General features: G+C 69.8%; 12 protein-coding genes. 11 read left to right on the top strand and 1 reads right to left on the bottom strand.

The features are described from left to right. Nucleotides 1-184 precede the first annotated feature (184 nt). The 5 genes from KZ686_RS19785 (at nt 185) to KZ686_RS19765 (ending at nt 8,028) form a co-directional block, all read left to right on the top strand. Nucleotides 185-1,447, top strand: a complete 1,263-nt coding sequence (locus KZ686_RS19785) for an MFS transporter (RefSeq protein WP_149318598.1) — start codon at nt 185-187, stop codon at nt 1,445-1,447. Nucleotides 1,448-1,946: 499 nt separating this feature from the next. Further along, complete coding sequence (locus tag KZ686_RS19780; protein ID WP_265635131.1) at nt 1,947-3,728, top strand: N-acetylglutaminylglutamine amidotransferase; 1,782 nt, start codon at nt 1,947-1,949, stop codon at nt 3,726-3,728. A 140-nt stretch (nt 3,729-3,868) separates the two neighbouring features. Further along, on the top strand, nt 3,869-5,761 hold the full coding sequence (gene ngg / locus KZ686_RS19775; RefSeq protein ID WP_265635129.1) for an N-acetylglutaminylglutamine synthetase: 1,893 nt from the start codon (nt 3,869-3,871) through the stop codon (nt 5,759-5,761). Between the two features lie 61 nt (nt 5,762-5,822). Then, nucleotides 5,823-7,025, top strand: a complete 1,203-nt coding sequence (locus tag KZ686_RS19770) for an osmoprotectant NAGGN system M42 family peptidase (protein ID WP_149318600.1) — start codon at nt 5,823-5,825, stop codon at nt 7,023-7,025. 46 nt (nt 7,026-7,071) lie between these two features. Then, entirely contained in the window at nt 7,072-8,028 is a 957-nt protein-coding gene (locus tag KZ686_RS19765; RefSeq protein WP_226106941.1) for a mechanosensitive ion channel family protein, read from the top strand. 49 nt (nt 8,029-8,077) lie between these two features. Here the strand turns inward: KZ686_RS19765 and edd are convergent, their stop codons facing one another. Beyond that, a complete protein-coding gene (edd, locus tag KZ686_RS19760; protein ID WP_150082300.1) occupies nt 8,078-9,901 on the bottom strand; it encodes a phosphogluconate dehydratase in 1,824 nt (607 codons plus the stop codon). 243 nt (nt 9,902-10,144) lie between these two features. Between edd and zwf the strand changes: the two genes are divergently transcribed. The 6 genes from zwf (at nt 10,145) to KZ686_RS19730 (ending at nt 16,688) form a co-directional block, all read left to right on the top strand. Continuing rightward, complete coding sequence (zwf, locus tag KZ686_RS19755; protein ID WP_187829214.1) at nt 10,145-11,593, top strand: glucose-6-phosphate dehydrogenase; 1,449 nt, start codon at nt 10,145-10,147, stop codon at nt 11,591-11,593. Between the two features lie 69 nt (nt 11,594-11,662). Then, nucleotides 11,663-12,343, top strand: a complete 681-nt coding sequence (pgl, locus tag KZ686_RS19750; protein WP_150082301.1) for a 6-phosphogluconolactonase — start codon at nt 11,663-11,665, stop codon at nt 12,341-12,343. 169 nt (nt 12,344-12,512) lie between these two features. Continuing rightward, nucleotides 12,513-13,487, top strand: coding sequence for a glucokinase (gene glk, locus KZ686_RS19745; RefSeq protein ID WP_265635125.1), 975 nt, complete (start codon nt 12,513-12,515; stop codon nt 13,485-13,487). A 43-nt stretch (nt 13,488-13,530) separates the two neighbouring features. Then, nucleotides 13,531-14,337: a response regulator gene (locus KZ686_RS19740; RefSeq protein WP_150082303.1), complete on the top strand. Its 807-nt coding sequence runs from the start codon at nt 13,531-13,533 to the stop codon at nt 14,335-14,337. After that, nucleotides 14,337-15,776, top strand: a complete 1,440-nt coding sequence (locus KZ686_RS19735; protein ID WP_265635122.1) for an ATP-binding protein — start codon at nt 14,337-14,339, stop codon at nt 15,774-15,776. The genes KZ686_RS19740 and KZ686_RS19735 overlap by 1 nt, the downstream gene beginning before the upstream one ends. A gap of 117 nt (nt 15,777-15,893) precedes the next feature. Then, a complete protein-coding gene (locus tag KZ686_RS19730; protein WP_149318607.1) occupies nt 15,894-16,688 on the top strand; it encodes an SDR family NAD(P)-dependent oxidoreductase in 795 nt (264 codons plus the stop codon). Nucleotides 16,689-16,793 lie beyond the last annotated feature (105 nt).

Genomic DNA, 16,793 nt, shown 5'->3' with positions numbered 1-16,793 from the left:
GCGTGACGCCAACACCGCGCTGCCAGCAGGGATTCATGTAACGTCCAGCGCGCCTGGCGCCGCTCCGCTAGAATTGCGGCTTGCCGGCGGGGCGGGCCATGGGCCTCTCATGGCCCGCTACACCGGCCTCCCGCTGTCCCGGCAGCCGCCACCGCACAAGGCGGCGCCGCTTCCCTCTCCCGCCATGCCTCCCACCCCTGCCAGCAGCACGCCGTCCGCCTCCGATCCGGATTCGGTCTTTCGCGACCCCGGTTTCCGCATGTTCTGGTGCGCCCGTCTCTGTACGACGATCGGCTACCAGATCCTGACCGTGGCGGTGGGTTGGCAGATGTACGACCTGACCGGCGACCCGCTGATGCTGGGCCTGGTTGGCCTGGTGCAGTTCCTGCCCTCGGTGGTGCTGCTGCTGATGTCGGGCCACGTCGCCGACCGCTTCGACCGTCGCCAGATCGTGCGGATCTGCCAGCTGACCGAAGCGGCAATTGCCCTCGGCATGGCGGCGGCCAGTCTCGCCGGCTGGGTCCGGCACGAACACATTTTTGTGTTCGTCGCACTGCTCGGCGCGACCCGTGCCTTCGAAACCCCCACGCTGCAGGCGCTGCTGCCCAGCGTGGTAACGCCGCGCCAGCTGCCGCGCGCGGTCGCGCTGTCGAGCTCGGCGACGCAGACCGCGATCATCGTCGGCCCGGCGCTCGGCGGCTTTGCCTATGTCGCGGGCCCCGGCGTGGTCTACGGCATCGGCGCGCTGCTGTTCCTGGCGGCCGCCACGCTGATCACGCTGCTGAAGCTGCGGCAGCGGCCGCAGCGGTTGACCGCCCCGGTCAGCATCAGCACGCTGTTCGCCGGGTTTGCCTATATCCGCAGCCGGCCGGTGCTGCTGGGCGCGATCTCGCTGGACCTGTTCGCGGTGCTGCTGGGCGGCGCGACCGCGCTGCTGCCGATCTACGCGCGCGACATCCTGCATACCGGTCCGTGGGGCCTGGGGCTGCTGCGCTCGTCGCCGGCGATCGGCGCGCTGGCCACCGCGATCTGGCTGGCCCGTCATCCGCTCGAGCGCAAGGTGGGCCGCGTGATGTTCGGCGCGGTGGCACTGTTCGGCCTGGCGACGATCTGCTTCGGGTTGTCGACGCTGCTGCCCTTGTCGATGCTGGCGCTGGTGGTGCTGGGCGCCTCGGACATGATCAGCGTGGTGGTGCGCTCGACGCTGGTCCAGCTCGATACGCCGGATGACATGCGCGGGCGGGTCGGCGCGGTCAACTCCGTCTTTATCGGCGCCTCCAATCAGCTTGGGGAATTCGAATCCGGCGTGACGGCGGCCTGGCTGGGTCCGGTCGGCGCGGTGCTGCTCGGCGGCATCGGCACGCTGGTGGTGGTGGCCGTGTGGATGCGGCTGTTCCCGGCGCTGGCGAACCGCAACCGGCTTCACGACAGCCCCGGGGCCACCTGAATCCCGCCTGATTCCGACCGGAGTTCGACCGGAGTTCGACCGGAGTCCGCCCGGAGCTCGACCGGAGTTCGACCGGAGTTCGACCGGAGTTCGACCGGAGTTCGACCGGAGTTCGCCCGGAGTTCGCCCGGAGTTCGCCCGGAGTTCGCCCGGAGTTCGCCCGGAGTTCGCCCGGAGTTCGCCCGGAGTCCCAGCCGAACCGTACCCGTTTCTGCGTGCGGCCACGCTGCTGAAAGCGACGCCGGCGGCACTCTTTCCGAAATTTTTCCAATCCGCTGCAGCCCTTGCCCACCAAGGGCTCGCGCCCGTTCGCCCGGGCCCTGCCCAAATATTCACGGAAACCATTTCTCCATCGATCTGTCCCGAAAATATTGTCAATTTCGATTATCTGTAGGCGAATTCCGACATTGCGTCGGATGAGCGCGGGCAGACCCTGGCATCGCCCCGTGCGATAAGCAAGGGTGTCCCGCGCGCCTGCGGGCAAGGGAGCAGACCATCGATGTGCGGTATCGCAGGAGAAATACGTTTCGATCAACAAATGGCGGACCTTCACGCCGTGGCCGACATGGCGCGGGTGCAGGCCGCGCGCGGCCCTGACGGCGAAGGCTTGTTCGGCCTGGGCCGGCGCGCCTTCGGGCATCGGCGCCTGCGGATCATGGATCTGTCCGAGCGCGCCCATCAGCCTTTCATCGACAACGCGCTGGGGATGGGCATCGTCTTCAACGGCGCGATCTACAACCACCACGCGCTGCGCGAGGAACTGAGCGCCCGCGGCTACACGTTCTCGTCGACCGGCGACACCGAGGTCATCATCAAGGCCTGGCACGCCTGGGGCCCCGCGGCGCTCGATCGCCTGGCCGGCATGTTCGCGTTCGCGCTGTGGGAGCGCGACACCGGCATCACGCACCTGGTGCGCGACCGCCTCGGCATCAAGCCGCTGTACTACAGCCAGGACGCGCGGCGCCTGCGCTTTGCCTCGACGCTGCCGGCGCTGCTGGCCGGCGGCGACATCGATACCGCGCTCGATCCGGTCGCGCTGCATCACTACCTGACGCTGCACGCCGTGGTGCCGGCCCCGCATACGATCGTCCGGGGCGTGCGCAAGCTGCCGCCCGCCACGCACATGACCGTGCATGCGGATGGCCGCACCGAAACCCGTACCTGGTGGCGGCTCGACTTCGTCCACGACGCCGCCGACGAGGCGCGCACCTTCGAGGAATGGTGCGACATGACGCTGGCCGCGTTGCGCGACGCGGTGCGCCTGCGTACCGTCGCCGACGTGCCGGTCGGCGTGCTGCTGTCGGGCGGTGTGGACTCCAGCCTGATCACCGGCCTGCTCGCAGAAACGGGTACGCCCGACCTGCGCACCTATGCGATCGGCTTCGAGGCGGCCGGCGGCGAGGCCGGGGACGAGTTCCACTATTCCGATCTGGTGGCCCGGCATTTCGGCACGCGCCACGAGAAGATGATGATCCCGGCGGCCGATCTGCTGGACGCGTTGCCCGATGCGATCCACGCGATGAGCGAGCCGATGGTCAGCCACGACTGCGTGGCCTTCTATCTGCTGTCGGCGGCGGTCGCGCGCCATAGCCGCGTGGTGCAGAGCGGGCAGGGCGCCGACGAGGTGTTCGGCGGCTACCACTGGTATCCGCCGCTGGCGGCCAATACCGATGCCGACGGCGGCGTCGCGGCCTATCGCAAGGTGTTCTTCGACCGCACGCAGTCGGAGATCGCCGAGCTGCTGTCGCCGCAATGGCTGGCCGACGATCCGAGCGGCCGCTTCCTGGCGGCGCATTTCGCCATGCCGGGCGCCGACAGCGCGATCGATCGCGCGCTGCGGCTGGACACGACCGTGATGCTGGTCGAGGACCCGGTCAAGCGCGTCGACAACATGACGATGGCGCATGCGCTGGAGGCGCGCGTGCCCTTCCTCGATCACCGCCTGGTGGAACTGGCCGCTCGCATGCCGGCGCGCCACAAGATCGCCGCGGGCGGCAAGCACGTGCTGAAGGAAGCCGCGCGGCAGGTGATCCCCGCCGAGGTGATCGACCGCCCCAAGGGCTATTTCCCGGTGCCGGCGCTGAAGTACCTGCGCGGTCCCTTCCTCGACTACGTGCGCGGCCTGGTCGACAGCGACGCGGCACGCCAGCGCGGCCTGTACCGGGCCGGCGTGGTCGAGTCGATGCTGGCCGACCCCGATGCCCACATCACCCCGCTCAAGGGCTCGAAGCTGTGGCAAGTCGCGCTGCTCGAGGGCTGGCTGCAATCGCATGGCCTGTGAGGGCTGCCATGACTGGCGACAGACCGGGACCGGCAGCCCCCCACTCTGACGATGACGCCAACGGCCGCCGCGCGCGGCCGCAGTCCCGTGTCGGCCACGACCGGGGCCAGAACCCGGACAACAACGAGGAGAAAGATCGAATGTCGACCGTCAATGCGGAAGTCCGCCCAGCCACCAAGCCTTCGACCAAGCAGTCGGCCAAGCAGTCGGCCAAGCAGTCGGCCAAGCAGTCGGCCAAGCCGTCGGTACTGGCCGATTCGCTCCATCTCGGCGCGCCCACCGGCGCCGAAGGGCAGCCCCCGCGCGCCGTGATGCACGACGCCGGCGGCGCGCCGGTGCAGCAGGAACCCGCCGTGCAGCCGAGCCCCGCTCCCGCGCCGGTGTCGGCGCGCCCGAATGCGATGCTCGACTGCGGCTGGGGCCGGCTGATGTTCGCGCCGTCGTTCGAATCGCCGGCGCGGCTGGCCGCCGAGCTGCAGCAGGAAGCGCCGGGCCGGCGTGATATCGCGCTCTATGTGGAAGCGCCGCAGCTGCTGCTGGCCGAGGCGCCGCAGACGCTGTTCCTCGACCCGTCGCTGCTGTTTCGCCGCACGCTCGAGGACGGCGATGCCGCCGCGGCCGCAGCAACCGGCGCGGCCGGCGTCACGATCCGGCGCCTGACGACACGCGCCGATATCGCGGCGATCAACCGCCTCTACGCGGCGCGCCACATGGTGCCGCTCGATCCCGCCACGGTCTGGCGCCAGCGCGACCACGACGCGGTGATCTACCTGATCGCCGAGGACGAATCGACCGGCGACATCATCGGTTCGGCGATGGGCGTGGACCATCTGCTGGCATTCGGCGACGAGCGCGGCGGCAGCAGCCTGTGGTGCCTGGTGGTCGATCCGCAGACGCATCTGGCCGGCGTCGGCCAGGCGCTGGTGCGCGAGCTGATCGCGCTGTTCGCCTCGCGCGGACGCAAGCATCTCGATCTGTCGGTGCTGCACGACAACCAGCATGCGATCGGCCTGTACCACAAGCTCGGCTTCGTGCAGGTCGACGGCTTCGTCGTCAAGCACAAGAACGCGATCAACGAGCCGCTGTTCGCCGGCTCGAGCGAGTGCGACAACCTCAATCCGTATGCCGCGCTGATCGTCAAGGAAGCGCGCCGGCGCGGCATCGGCGTCGAGATCATCGATGCCGATGCCGGCATCTTCAGCCTGCGCTATGGCGGGCGCGAGATCCTGTGCCGCGAGTCGCTGTCCGAGCTGACCGGCGCGGTGGCGATGACGTGGTGCCAGGACAAGGCGCTGACGCGCAAGCGGCTGGAGCAGGTCGGACTGAAGGTGCCGGCGCAGCGCCAGATCGGCACCGATGCCGAGAACCTCGCCTTCCTCGCCGAGCACGGCTCGGTGGTGGTCAAGCCCGCCTTCGGCGAGCAGGGCCGCGGCATCAGCGTCGACGTCCGCACCGAGGACCATCTGCGCAGCGCGATCGACACCGCGCACCAGGAGGGCGGCACCGTGCTGCTCGAATCGTTCTGCCCGGGCCAGGACCTGCGCATCGTGGTGATCGGCTACGAGGTGGTGGCCGCGGCGATCCGCAAGCCGGCCGAGGTGGTTGGCGATGGGCAGGCCGACCTGAAGACGCTGATCGAGCGCCACAGTGCGCGACGCAGCGCCGCCACCGGCGGCGAGAGCCGCATTCCGCTCGATGCCGAGACCGAGCGCTGCCTGGCGGCGCAGGGCCTGACGCTGCAATCGGTGCCGGCCGCCGGCCAGCGCGTGCCGGTGCGCAAGACCGCGAACCTGCATACCGGCGGCACGCTGCACGACGTCACCGGCCAGCTCCATCCGGTGCTGCGCGAGGCCGCGCAAACGGCCGCGCGCGCGCTGCGCATCCCGGTGGTCGGCCTGGACTTCCTGGTGCCGGCCGCCGACCAGCCCGAGTACGTGATCATCGAAGCCAACGAGCGGCCGGGCCTGGCCAATCACGAGCCGCAGCCGACCGCGGAGCGCTTCGTCGATCTGTTGTTCCCCTTTACCTCCTGAGCCAATTCCTGAGCGGATTCGCGCGCCATGTCCCGGGCGCGCGGCGCCAGCATCGACATCCATGCAGAAACTGAACATCGACCGGCTGTACCTGAAGACCGCGTTGCTGGAGCTGCTCGCCATCCCCAGCCCGGCCGGGCTGACCGACGAGATCGTGCACTACACCGCCAACGTGCTCGATGGTCTGGACATTCCCTACCAGCTGACCCGGCGCGGCACCATCCGCGCGACGCTGCGCGGCAACCGCGCCAACAGCGGCATGGGGCCCGACTGCGCGATCGTCGCGCACCTGGACACGCTCGGCGCGATGGTGCGCGAGCTCAAGCCCAACGGCCGGCTCGCGCTGGCGCCGATCGGCACCTGGTCCAGCCGCTGGGCCGAAGGCGGCCGCGTGACGCTGTTTACCGAACATGGCCGGCATCGCGGCTCGGTGCTGCCGCTGCTGGCCTCGGGCCACGTCTACAACGAGGCGGTGGATACGCAGCCGGTCAACTGGGACCAGCTCGAACTGCGGCTCGACGAACCGGCGGCGACGCCGGAGCAGATCCGCGCGCTCGGCATCCAGGTCGGCGATTTCGTCGCCTTCGACGCCAACCCCGAAATCCTGGACAACGGCTATGTCGTCTCGCGGCATCTGGACAACAAGGCCGGCGTCGCCGCGGTGCTGGCCGCGCTGAAGGCGGTGCGCGAGAGCGGCGCCTCGGTGCCGATGGACTGCCATGCGGTGTTCACGCTGACCGAGGAAGTCGGCTCGGGCGCGACCGCGGTGATCGAGGACGACGTCAGCGAGGTGATCGGCATCGATATCGGTCCGGTGGCGCCGGGGCAGGGCGCGCGCGAGGAAGGCGTGACGATTCCGCTGATGGACTCGGCCGGTCCGCACGACTATCACCTGACGCGGCGCCTGCTGCGGCTGTGCGACGAGCATGGCATCCCCAGCCATCGCGACGTGTTCCGCTTCTACCATTCGGACGCCGGCGCCGCGGTCAGCGCGGGCCACGACGTGCGCACCGCGCTGCTGTGCTTCGGTGCCGATGCCTCGCATGGCTACGAGCGGACCCATCTTGACGTGCTGGTCAATCTGGCCGAGCTGCTGACCGTCTATATCCAGAGCGGGCCGACGCTGCCGGAGGACCGCCAGCGTCGCATGGGCTCGGTGGCGGGCTTCTCGCATCAGCTCGATCCGCGCCAGCTGACGCGCAGCGAGACGCCGTTGCCCGACGCCGGCGAACTGGTGCATACCCGCCGCGAAGGTTCGTCGTGATGCACCGTGACGCCTTCGTGATGCCATCCTTTCCGGAGCCGACGCCATGGATCTGAATTTCATCGACGCCGACAAGCTGCAGGCCACCTGGGCCTATCTGCTGCAGCTGGCCGTGCACCAGGGTTTGAACGTGCTGGCCGCACTCGCCATCCTGCTGGTGGGCTGGTGGCTCAGCGGCCGCGCGCGCAACGCGGTGCTGCACGCCTTCGACCGCCCGCATGTCGACGCGACGCTGCGGCCGATGCTGGGCAGCGTCACGCAGTGGGTGGTGCGCGTCGTCACCGTGATCCTGGTGCTGTCGCAGTTCGGCGTGCAGACCGCCAGCATCATCGCGATGCTCGGCGCCGCGGGCCTGGCGATCGGGCTGGCGCTGCAGGGCACGCTGCAGAACATCGCCGCGGGCATCATGCTGGTGCTGCTGCGGCCGTTCCGCGTCGGCCAGTACATCGACGCGCAGGGCATCGCCGGCACCGTGCGCGAGACCGGGCTGTTCATGACCGAGCTGACGACCTTCGACGGCGTCTGCCTGCGCGTGCCGAACAACAAGATCTGGGGCAGCGCGATCACGAACTACAGCGAGAATCCGACGCGCCGGCTCGATATCGAGGTCACGGTGCCGTTCGGCGCCGACGTGCAGACCGCGTTGCGGGTGCTGCGCCATATGCTGGCCGACGACGAGCGCGTGCTCGAGGTGCCGGCGGCCGAGGCGATGGTGGTCAACTTCACCAGCGAGGGCGTGACGCTGAACCTGCGCTGCTGGACCTCCAACGACAACTACTGGAACCTGCGCTTCGCCTTCTACGAGCGCGTCAAGCGCGAGCTGCAGGCGGTCGGCATCGATATCGCGGTGCCGGTGCAGGAGCTGCGCGTGCCGGGCAATGGCGGTCAGGGCGAACAGACCGCGCTGGTGCTGAACCATACGCCGCAGCCCCATACGCCGCAGCCGGCCCAGCGGCCCCAGTCGCCGCAGTCCGCGCCGGGCGGCGCGCAGCGACACGCCTAGCGGTGGCAGGCAGGGGCCGCGCCCCTGCCGCTCAGGCTCTCGCCGCCGCTCAGGCCTCGTCCGCGAACAGCGTGCAGGCGCCTTCCTCCGCCGTGCTGACGTTGCGGCGGAAGTTGCCGAACAGGTCGCGGCCGACGCCATGGCGATGGCGGCTCAGGTCCGGCACGTCGATCGTGCGCGCTTCCCATTCGGCCTGCGGCACCAGCGCGGTCAGGATGCCGGCCGGCGCATCGACGCGGATCATGTCGCCGTCGCGGACCTTGCCGATCGCGCCGCCCTTGAGCGCCTCGGGGCAGACGTGGATGGCGGCCGGCACCTTGCCCGAGGCGCCCGACATGCGGCCGTCGGTGACCAGCGCCACATGAAAGCCGCGGTCCTGCAGCACCGTCAGCGTCGGCGTCAGCTTGTGCAGTTCGGGCATGCCGCAGGCCGCCGGTCCCTGGTACGGCAGCACCGCGACGAAATCGCGCTCCAGCTCGCCGCGCTTGAAGGCGGCCAGCATGTCGTCCTGATGATGGAACACGCGCGCCGGTGCCTGCACCACCTGATGCTCGGCCTTGACCGCCGAGGTCTTGATCACCGCGCGGCCCATATTGCCGTCCAGCACCTTGATGCCGCCGTCCGGCGCGAACGGCTCGCCGGCGCCGCGCACCACCGACGCGTCCAGCGATTCGGTCGGCCCGTCGATCCAGACCAGCTTGCCCTCGCGCAGCGCCGGTTCGCGCGTGTAGTCCTCCAGCCCCTGCCCGACGATGGTGGTGACGTCGTCATGCAGCAGCCCGCGCGCCAGCAGGCCGCGGATCACCAGCGCCAGGCCTCCCGCCGCCTGGAAGCCGTTGACGTCGGCCTGGCCGTTCGGATAGACCCGCGCCAGCAGCGGCACCACCGCCGACAGCTCGTCGAAGTCGTCCCAGGTCAGCACGATGCCGGCCACGCGCGCCATCGCGATCAGATGCAGCGTGTGGTTGGTCGAGCCGCCGGTGGCCAGCAGGCCGACGATGCCATTGACGAAGGCGCGTTCGTCGAGCACCTGCGCGATCGGCGTATAGCGCTCGCCCTGGTGCACCAGCCGCAGCACATGCCGCGCGGACTCGCGCGTCAGCGCCTCGCGCAGCGGCGTGTGGGGATTGATGAAGGCGGTCCCCGGCAGATGCAGGCCCATGATCTCCATCAGCATCTGGTTCGAATTGGCGGTGCCGTAGAAGGTGCAGGTGCCGGGCGAATGGTATGACTTGCTCTCGGCCTCGAGCAGTTCCTCCCGGCCGATCTTGCCCTGCGCATACAACTGGCGGATGCGGGCCTTTTCCTCGTTCGGGATGCCGGTCGGCATCGGGCCGCCCGGCACGAACACCGCGGGCAGATGGCCGAACGACAGCGCTCCCATCACCAGCCCGGGCACGATCTTGTCGCAGATGCCCAGATACAGCGCCGCATCGAACATCTGGTGCGACAGCGCGACCGCGGTGGCCTGGGCGATCACGTCGCGAGAGAACAGCGACAGCTCCATGCCGTCCTGGCCCTGCGTCACGCCGTCGCACATCGCCGGCACGCCGCCGGCGAATTGCGCGGTGGCGCCGGCCTCCAGCGCGGCTTCCTTGATCCAGGCGGGGAACTCTCCCAGCGGTTGGTGCGCCGAAAGCATGTCGTTGTACGAGGAAACGATCGCCACATTGGGCCGTTCCTCGGCCTTCAGGCGGATCTTGGCGGGCTCGGGCATCGAGGCGAAGCCGTGCGCGAGGTTCGTGCAGGACAGCTGCGCGCGTTGCACCTTGCTGCCGGCCATGGCCTGCGTGCGGGACAGGTAGGCCTGGCGCGTCGGCGCGCTGCGGGCCACGATGCGGGCCGTCACTTGTTCGAGTACGGGATGGGGCATGGGGCTCTCTCCAGCGGATTCTTCAATGCCTGGCATGTCGCAGTTCAGCCTAGCGCATGTTGCAGGGGCTTGCACGGAGCATGCCCGCCGCGCCGCCTCTCGTGGCCACACGCGCCGCCACACCCACGACCACGGCCGCCGCTGGCTGCCGCGTGGCTCGCAAAGCGCCCGCGACTCACGTAAACTGGCCGCAACGGCCGCGCTACGGGGTCTCTATCAAGCGACAAGGAGGTCAGGGTGAGCATGCCCGATTTCGACATGGTGCTGGTTGGCGGCACCGGTGACCTGGCCAGGCGCAAACTGCTGCCGGCCTTGTTCGACGCGCATCGCGCCGGATTGTTGCATCCCGCGGCGCGCATCCTGGCCACGGGCAGCCATCCTTCCACCACCGAGGAATACGTCGCCACGCTCGAGCAGGGCATGCGGCCGGGCCTCGAACACGCCCCGCCGGGCGACTGGGCCAGCTTCGTCGCGCGGCTGTGCTACGTGCAGGCCGACGCCCGCAAGCCCGAGCATTTCGACGCGCTGGCGCGCAAGGTGCTGGACCGCCAACCCGAGGTCGTGGTCTGCTACCTGGCCACCGCGCCGCATCTGTTCGTGCCGATCTGCGAGCAGTTCGGCCGCACCGGCCTGAACCATCCGAAGGTGCGCGTGGTCCTGGAAAAACCGCTGGGCCACGATCTGGATTCGAACGAGGCGATCAACGCGGCGGTGGCGCGCTACTTCGCCGAGGAGCAGATCTACCGGATCGATCACTACCTGGGCAAGGAGTCGGTGCAGAACCTGATGGCGATCCGCTTCGGCAACGCGCTGTTCGAGCCGCTGTGGCGGCGCGAATGGGTGCAGGACGTGCAGATCACGATCGCCGAGGAACTCGGTGTCGAGGGCCGCGGCGATTTCTACGACCAGACCGGCGCGCTGCGCGACATGGTGCAGAACCACCTGCTGCAGTTGCTTTGCATGGTCGCGATGGAACCGCCCACCAGCCTGACCGAAGACGCGGTGCGCGACGAGAAGATCAAGATCCTGAAGGCGCTCAAGCCGATCTCGCCGCAGGAGGTCGCCGAGAAGACGGTGCGGGGGCAGTACCGCGCTGGCGCCATCGCCGGCAAGCCGGTGCCCGGCTATCTCGAAGAGCCCGGCATCGCGCCGGACAGCCGCACCGAGACCTTCGTCGCGATCAAGGCCGAGATCGCCAACTGGCGCTGGGCCGGCGTGCCGTTCTACCTGCGTACTGGCAAGCGGATGCAGTCGCGCGTGGCCGAGATCGTGATCCATTTCCGCGACGTGCCCCATGCGATCTTTCCCCGTCCGCTGACGCTGTCGCCGCAGAACCGGCTGGTGATCCGGCTGCAGCCCGAGGAAAGCATCCGGCTGTATTTCCTCGTCAAGCAGCCCGGCGACACGGTCGCGCTGACGCCGACCTCGCTCGACCTTGATTTCGCCAACTCGTTCAAGGTGCGCCGCGCCGGTGCCTACGAACGCCTGCTGCTCGACGTGATACGCGGACGGCTGGGCCTGTTCGTGCGCCGCGACGAACAGGTGCAGGCATGGCGCTGGGTCGAGCCGATCATCGACACCTGGGCCGAGAGTTCGCTGCCGCCAAAGCCCTATACCGCGGGCACCTGGGGACCGGCCGCGTCCTCCGCGCTGCTCTCGCGCGACAACGCGCTGTGGCACGAGGAGGTCTGACGCCGGCTCGCCCGCTTTGGCGAATCGGCCCGCCGCTCCGCTCCAACGAACCCTGACCCGGAAATCGCCATGCGCCGCTTCGAACATCCCTCGCTGCTGGACCAGGCCGAAGCGCTGGCCGCCTCCGTCAGTCACGCGCTCGACCTCGCCATCCAGGACCGCGGACACGCTGTGCTGGCCGTTTCGGGCGGGCGCTCGCCGGTGCCGATGTTCGAGCGGCTGCGCTATCGGCCGGTGCGCTGGGACGCCGTCACCATCACGCTGGTCGACGAGCGCGCGGTGCCGCCCGGACACGAGGACAGCAACGCGCGCCTCGTGCAGGAACACCTGCTGCGCGATGCCGCGGCCGCCGCCAGCTTCGTGCCGCTGATCGCCGATGCGGTCGAGGCGTCCGAGCCCGCGCGGGCGGTGGTGCGCCTCAATGCCGCGTTTCGCCAGCCCGACGTGGCGGTGCTCGGGATGGGCGAGGACGGCCATACCGCGTCGCTGTTCGCCGATGCGCCGGAGCTCGGCGAAGCGCTGAACGGCGATACGCCCTGCTATGTGGTGACACGCCCGGCCAGCGCGCCGCATGCGCGCGTGACGCTGAACCTGGCCGCGTTGCTGGCGGCCGAGCGCGTCTTCCTGGCGTTTGCCGGCGCGGCCAAGGCCGAGGTGTTCGAGCGCGCGCTGCAGGAGCCGGGGCCTGCGTTGCCGGTGGGGCTGGTGGCCAGCCGGCATCGGCATGGGTTCGATGTGTTCACTGCCTGACTGCGAGGCCTGACTACGCTGACTCGATACGCCGCTTCGATACGCCGCCCGAACACACCGCCCGAACACGCCCCCGAACACGTAGCCCGAACACGTAGCCCGAACACGTAGCCCGAATGCACGCGTTGCCACCACCGCCCGAATTTCGCCCGATGTTTTCCGCCCTGCGATGACTACCTACCCACGCCTGCTCGCCGATGTCGGCGGCACCAATGTCCGCTTCGCCCTGCAGACCGCGCCCGACGCGATCGGACCGGTCACGGCACTGAAGGTCGCCGACTATCCGTCGCTGGAAGCGGCGATGCGGCAATACCTGTCGCAGCTGTCCGGCCCGCAGCCGCGCCACGCGGCGATCGGCCTCGCCAATCCGGTCACCGGCGATCGCGTCAAGCTGACCAACCACGCCTGGGCCTTCTCGATCGAGGCGGTGCGCCAGGCGCTGGGCATGGAGACACTGCTGGCGCTGAATGATTTCACCGCGCTGGCGCTGGCCCTGCCGTACCTGCAGCCCGGCGAGCTGGCGCCCGTGCGTGCCGGCACACCGGCGGCCGACACGCCGCTGGCCCTGATCGGCCCCGGCACCGGGCTCGGCGTATCGGGGCTGATCCCCGGCCGCCACGGCGCCGGGCCCGTGGCCTTGGCGGGGGAGGGCGGGCATGTCGAGCTGATGCCGGCCACCGACGACGAGTGGATCGCCTGGCATGCCGCGCATCGCGAGCACGGCCGCGTCTCGGCCGAACGGCTGCTGTCGGGCATGGGGCTGTCGCACACGCATGCCGCGCTGGCCGCAGAAACGGGTACGCCCGTGCGCGTGCCGCTGACCGCGGCGGAGGTCACCGAGGGCGCCTTGCAGCGCGGCGATGCGCTGTGCCAGCGCGCGCTCGCGGTGTTCTGCGGCCTGCTCGGGTCGGTCGCGGCCGATGTGACGCTGATCCTCGGCGCGCGCGGCGGCGTCTATATCGGCGGCGGCATCGTGCCGCGCTTCGTCGAGGCGCTGGCGGCGTCGAGCTTCAACGCGCGCTTCGTCGACAAGGGGCGCATGCGCGCGTTCCTCGAGCCGGTGCCGGTGCAGGTCATCACCGCGCGCTTTCCCGCGCTGCCGGGGCTGGCGCACGCGCTGGCCGAAGCGGTCGACCGGCGATGAGCCGCTGCGTACGCCTGGCGGGGCGAACGAACGGAGCGAAGCGATGCGTGTGCTGCTGATCGAGGACGACACGATGATCGGCGATTCCGTGCGGCTGGCGCTGCGTCAGGAAGGCTTCGCGGTGGACTGGGTACGCGACGGCGAGGCCGGCCTGTCGGCCGCCACGCAACCGCCCGGCGTCGCCGCCGGCGGCGCGGCCGAGGGGCAGCACGATCTGGTGCTGCTCGATCTCGGCCTGCCGCGCCGATCCGGTCTTGATGTGTTGTCCGGCATGCGGGCGCGCGGCGTCGCCACGCCGGTGCTGATCCTGACCGCGCGCGATGCGGTCGCCGATCGCGTCGCCGGATTGAACGCCGGGGCCGACGACTATCTGGTCAAGCCCTTCGACCTGCAGGAGCTGGTGGCCCGCATCCACGCGCTGGCTCGGCGCGCGCAGGGCCGGGCCGAGCCGTTGGTCCGCTACGGCGCCATCGTGCTCAATCCGGCCACGCGCGAAGTCACGTTGTCGGGCGAGCCGGTCCATCTGTCGGCGCGCGAATACGCGTTGCTGGCGGCGCTGCTGGCGCGTCCGGGCAAGGTCTGGTCGGTGCCGCAGCTGCAGGAGAAGCTGTACGGCTGGGACGACGAGGTGGGCAGCAACACGGTCGAGGTCTATATCCACGCGCTGCGCAAGAAGCTCGGCCAGGGTTTGATCCGCAATATCCGCGGTGTCGGTTATGTCTGCCCGAAGCTCGATGAAGGCGTGCAGCAGGGGGACAACGGCGGCGAGAAGGACAGCGAGACGGGCAGCGAGACGGGCAGCAAGAAAGACGGCGGCAAGGACAATGAAGCCGCTGGAGGAGCGCGCTGATGCGATCGATCCAGCGGACCCTGCTGTGGTGGCTGGCGCTCGGCCTGCTGGCCGGCATCGCCGCCGCCACCGCGCTGATCTACGGCCAGGCCCGGCAGGAGGCCAACGCGCTGTTCGACTACCAGATGCGCCAGGTCGCGCTCGCGCTGCCGAGCCAGTTCAGCGGCCCGGCGATGCCATCGCTGCCGCCGCCGCTGCCGCCCGGCACCGACAACCTGTTCCGCTCCGACGAGGACGTGGTCATCCATATCTGGGACGGCACCGGCCGCAGCCTCTATCTGTCGCATTCGCGGCCGTCGCTGCCGCCGCGCGCGGAGCTCGGCTTCTCCAATGTGCGCACCGACGACGGCGAGTTCCGCATCTACAGCGTGCAGCTCGGGCCGGCGGTGGTGCAGATCGCGCAGCCGATGAGCGCGCGCCGCGAAGTGGCGGCGCGGATGGCGCTGCGCACGGTGGCGCCGCTGCTGTTGCTGCTGCCGCTGCTGGGCTGGATGGTCTGGCTGGCGGTGGGCCGCGGACTGCGGCCGGTGCGCGAGATCGCGCGGCAGGTCGGCAAGCGCGACGCCAATGCGCTGTCGCCGCTGGCGGTGGCGCAGATGCCGGCCGAGATCGCGCCGCTGACCGAGGCGCTCAACCTGCTGCTGGCGCGGCTGTCCGACGCGATCGACACGCAGCGCGCGTTCATCGCCGATGCCGCGCACGCGCTACGCACGCCGCTGACCGCGCTGCAGCTGCAGGCGCAACTGGTCGAACGCGCCGACAGCGAGCCGGCGCGCCGCGAGGCGGTTGGCAATCTGCGCGACGGGCTCGAGCGGCTGACGCATCTGGTGACGCAGTTGCTGACGCTCGCGCGCCACGAGCCCGGCGCGGCCGTCGCTGGCCATCAGCCGGTCGCCTTGCGCGAGCTGGCCGCGACGGTGGTCGGCGAGATGACGCAGGCCGCCCTCGATCGGCATATCGACCTGGGGCTCGACACTACCGATGGCGATGGCGGTGCCGATGGTCGCCATGGTCGGGTTGGTCACGATGGCGACAAAGGTCACGATGGCCGCGATGGAGACTCGGCCGGGCTGACCGTGCAGGGCGACCCCGACGCGCTGCGCATCCTGCTGACCAATCTGATCGACAACGCCCTGCGCTATGTGCCGGCCGGCGGCAAGGTCGACGTGCGCGTGCAGCGCGCGGATGCGGGCCGCGTCGCGCTGATGGTCGCCGACAACGGTCCCGGCATCCCGCCCGAGCAGCGCGCCCGCGTGCTCGATCGCTTCTACCGCCTGCCCGATGCACCGAGCGGCGGCAGCGGCCTGGGCCTGGCCATCGTCGACGAGATCACCCAGGTGCATCGCGCCACGCTGTCGCTGGAAGATAACGAGCCGGGGCTGCGGGTGCGCGTGGTGTTTCCCGCAGCGGGCGACGCACGAGGCGAACGCCGCCACTAGTCCGCGGCATACGGCGGTGGTGGCGATTTTCTCCAATAGCGTACCCGTTTCTGCGTACGGCTTTCGCCAACCGTTTGCATCCTCTGCCCTGCTGTCCCACTGATTCAGGAGGCACTCATGCAGATCGATCTCACCGGCAAGACCGCCCTTGTCACCGCCTCGACCGCGGGCATCGGGCTGGCCATCGCCATCGGCCTCGCGCGCAGCGGCGCCACCGTCATCGTCAATGGCCGCAAGCAGGACACCGTCGAGGGCGCCATTGCCGACGTGGTGCGCGAGGTGCCGGGCGCCACGGTGCGCGGCGTCGCGGCCGACGTCGGCGGCGCCGAGGGCTGCGATGCAATCGTGGCCGCCGAGCCGGCGGTGGACATTCTGGTCAACAACGCCGGCATCTACGGTCCGCGCGACTTCTATGAACTGAGCGACGAGGACTGGACCCGGATCTTTGATGTCAACGTGATGTCGGGCGTGCGGCTGGCGCGGGCGTATACGGCGGCGATGGCGGCGAACGGCTGGGGCCGCGTGGTGTTCATCTCGTCGGAGTCCGCGCTGAACACGCCGGAGGACATGATCCATTACGGCTTCTCGAAGACCGCGCAACTGGCGGTATCGCGCGGCCTCGCCAAACGGCTCAGCGGCACCGGCGTGACCGTCAACGCGGTCTTGCCGGGGCCGACACTGTCGGACGGCCTGCGCGAGATGCTGCGGGAGGACGCGCAGAAGGCAGGGCTGTCGATCGAGGAGGCGGCCGCCGAGTTCGTCAAGGCGCATCGGCCCAGCTCGATCCTCCAGCGCGCGGCCACGGTGGAAGAGGTCGCGCACATGGTGGTCTACGTCTGTTCGCCGCAGGCATCGGCGACCACCGGTGCCGCGTTGCGGGTCGATGGTGGCGTGGTGGATACCATCGCCTGAGCCTGGCAGCGGCGGGATGGTGCAACGGTGCGATGCCGCTGCATCGCGATCGCGCCGGACTTCATTTCGCACCACCGCGGGGTACGCAGAAACGGGTACGCTCCG

Source organism: Cupriavidus cauae, from assembly GCF_026210475.1.
Taxonomy (GTDB): domain Bacteria; phylum Pseudomonadota; class Gammaproteobacteria; order Burkholderiales; family Burkholderiaceae; genus Cupriavidus; species Cupriavidus cauae.
This window is presented reverse-complemented; position numbering and strand designations above follow the sequence as displayed.

What these genes read in the sequence shown, in the direction of transcription:
- KZ686_RS19785 (WP_149318598.1), top strand. Translation starts at nt 185, where the DNA reads ATGCCTCCCACCCCTGCCAGCAGCACGCCGTCCGCCTCCGATCCGGAT.
- KZ686_RS19780 (WP_265635131.1), top strand. Translation starts at nt 1,947, where the DNA reads ATGTGCGGTATCGCAGGAGAAATACGTTTCGATCAACAAATGGCGGAC.
- ngg (WP_265635129.1), top strand. Translation starts at nt 3,869, where the DNA reads ATGTCGACCGTCAATGCGGAAGTCCGCCCAGCCACCAAGCCTTCGACC.
- KZ686_RS19770 (WP_149318600.1), top strand. Translation starts at nt 5,823, where the DNA reads ATGCAGAAACTGAACATCGACCGGCTGTACCTGAAGACCGCGTTGCTG.
- KZ686_RS19765 (WP_226106941.1), top strand. Translation starts at nt 7,072, where the DNA reads ATGGATCTGAATTTCATCGACGCCGACAAGCTGCAGGCCACCTGGGCC.
- edd (WP_150082300.1), bottom strand. Translation starts at nt 9,901, where the DNA reads ATGCCCCATCCCGTACTCGAACAAGTGACGGCCCGCATCGTGGCCCGC.
- zwf (WP_187829214.1), top strand. Translation starts at nt 10,145, where the DNA reads ATGCCCGATTTCGACATGGTGCTGGTTGGCGGCACCGGTGACCTGGCC.
- pgl (WP_150082301.1), top strand. Translation starts at nt 11,663, where the DNA reads ATGCGCCGCTTCGAACATCCCTCGCTGCTGGACCAGGCCGAAGCGCTG.
- glk (WP_265635125.1), top strand. Translation starts at nt 12,513, where the DNA reads ATGACTACCTACCCACGCCTGCTCGCCGATGTCGGCGGCACCAATGTC.
- KZ686_RS19740 (WP_150082303.1), top strand. Translation starts at nt 13,531, where the DNA reads ATGCGTGTGCTGCTGATCGAGGACGACACGATGATCGGCGATTCCGTG.
- KZ686_RS19735 (WP_265635122.1), top strand. Translation starts at nt 14,337, where the DNA reads ATGCGATCGATCCAGCGGACCCTGCTGTGGTGGCTGGCGCTCGGCCTG.
- KZ686_RS19730 (WP_149318607.1), top strand. Translation starts at nt 15,894, where the DNA reads ATGCAGATCGATCTCACCGGCAAGACCGCCCTTGTCACCGCCTCGACC.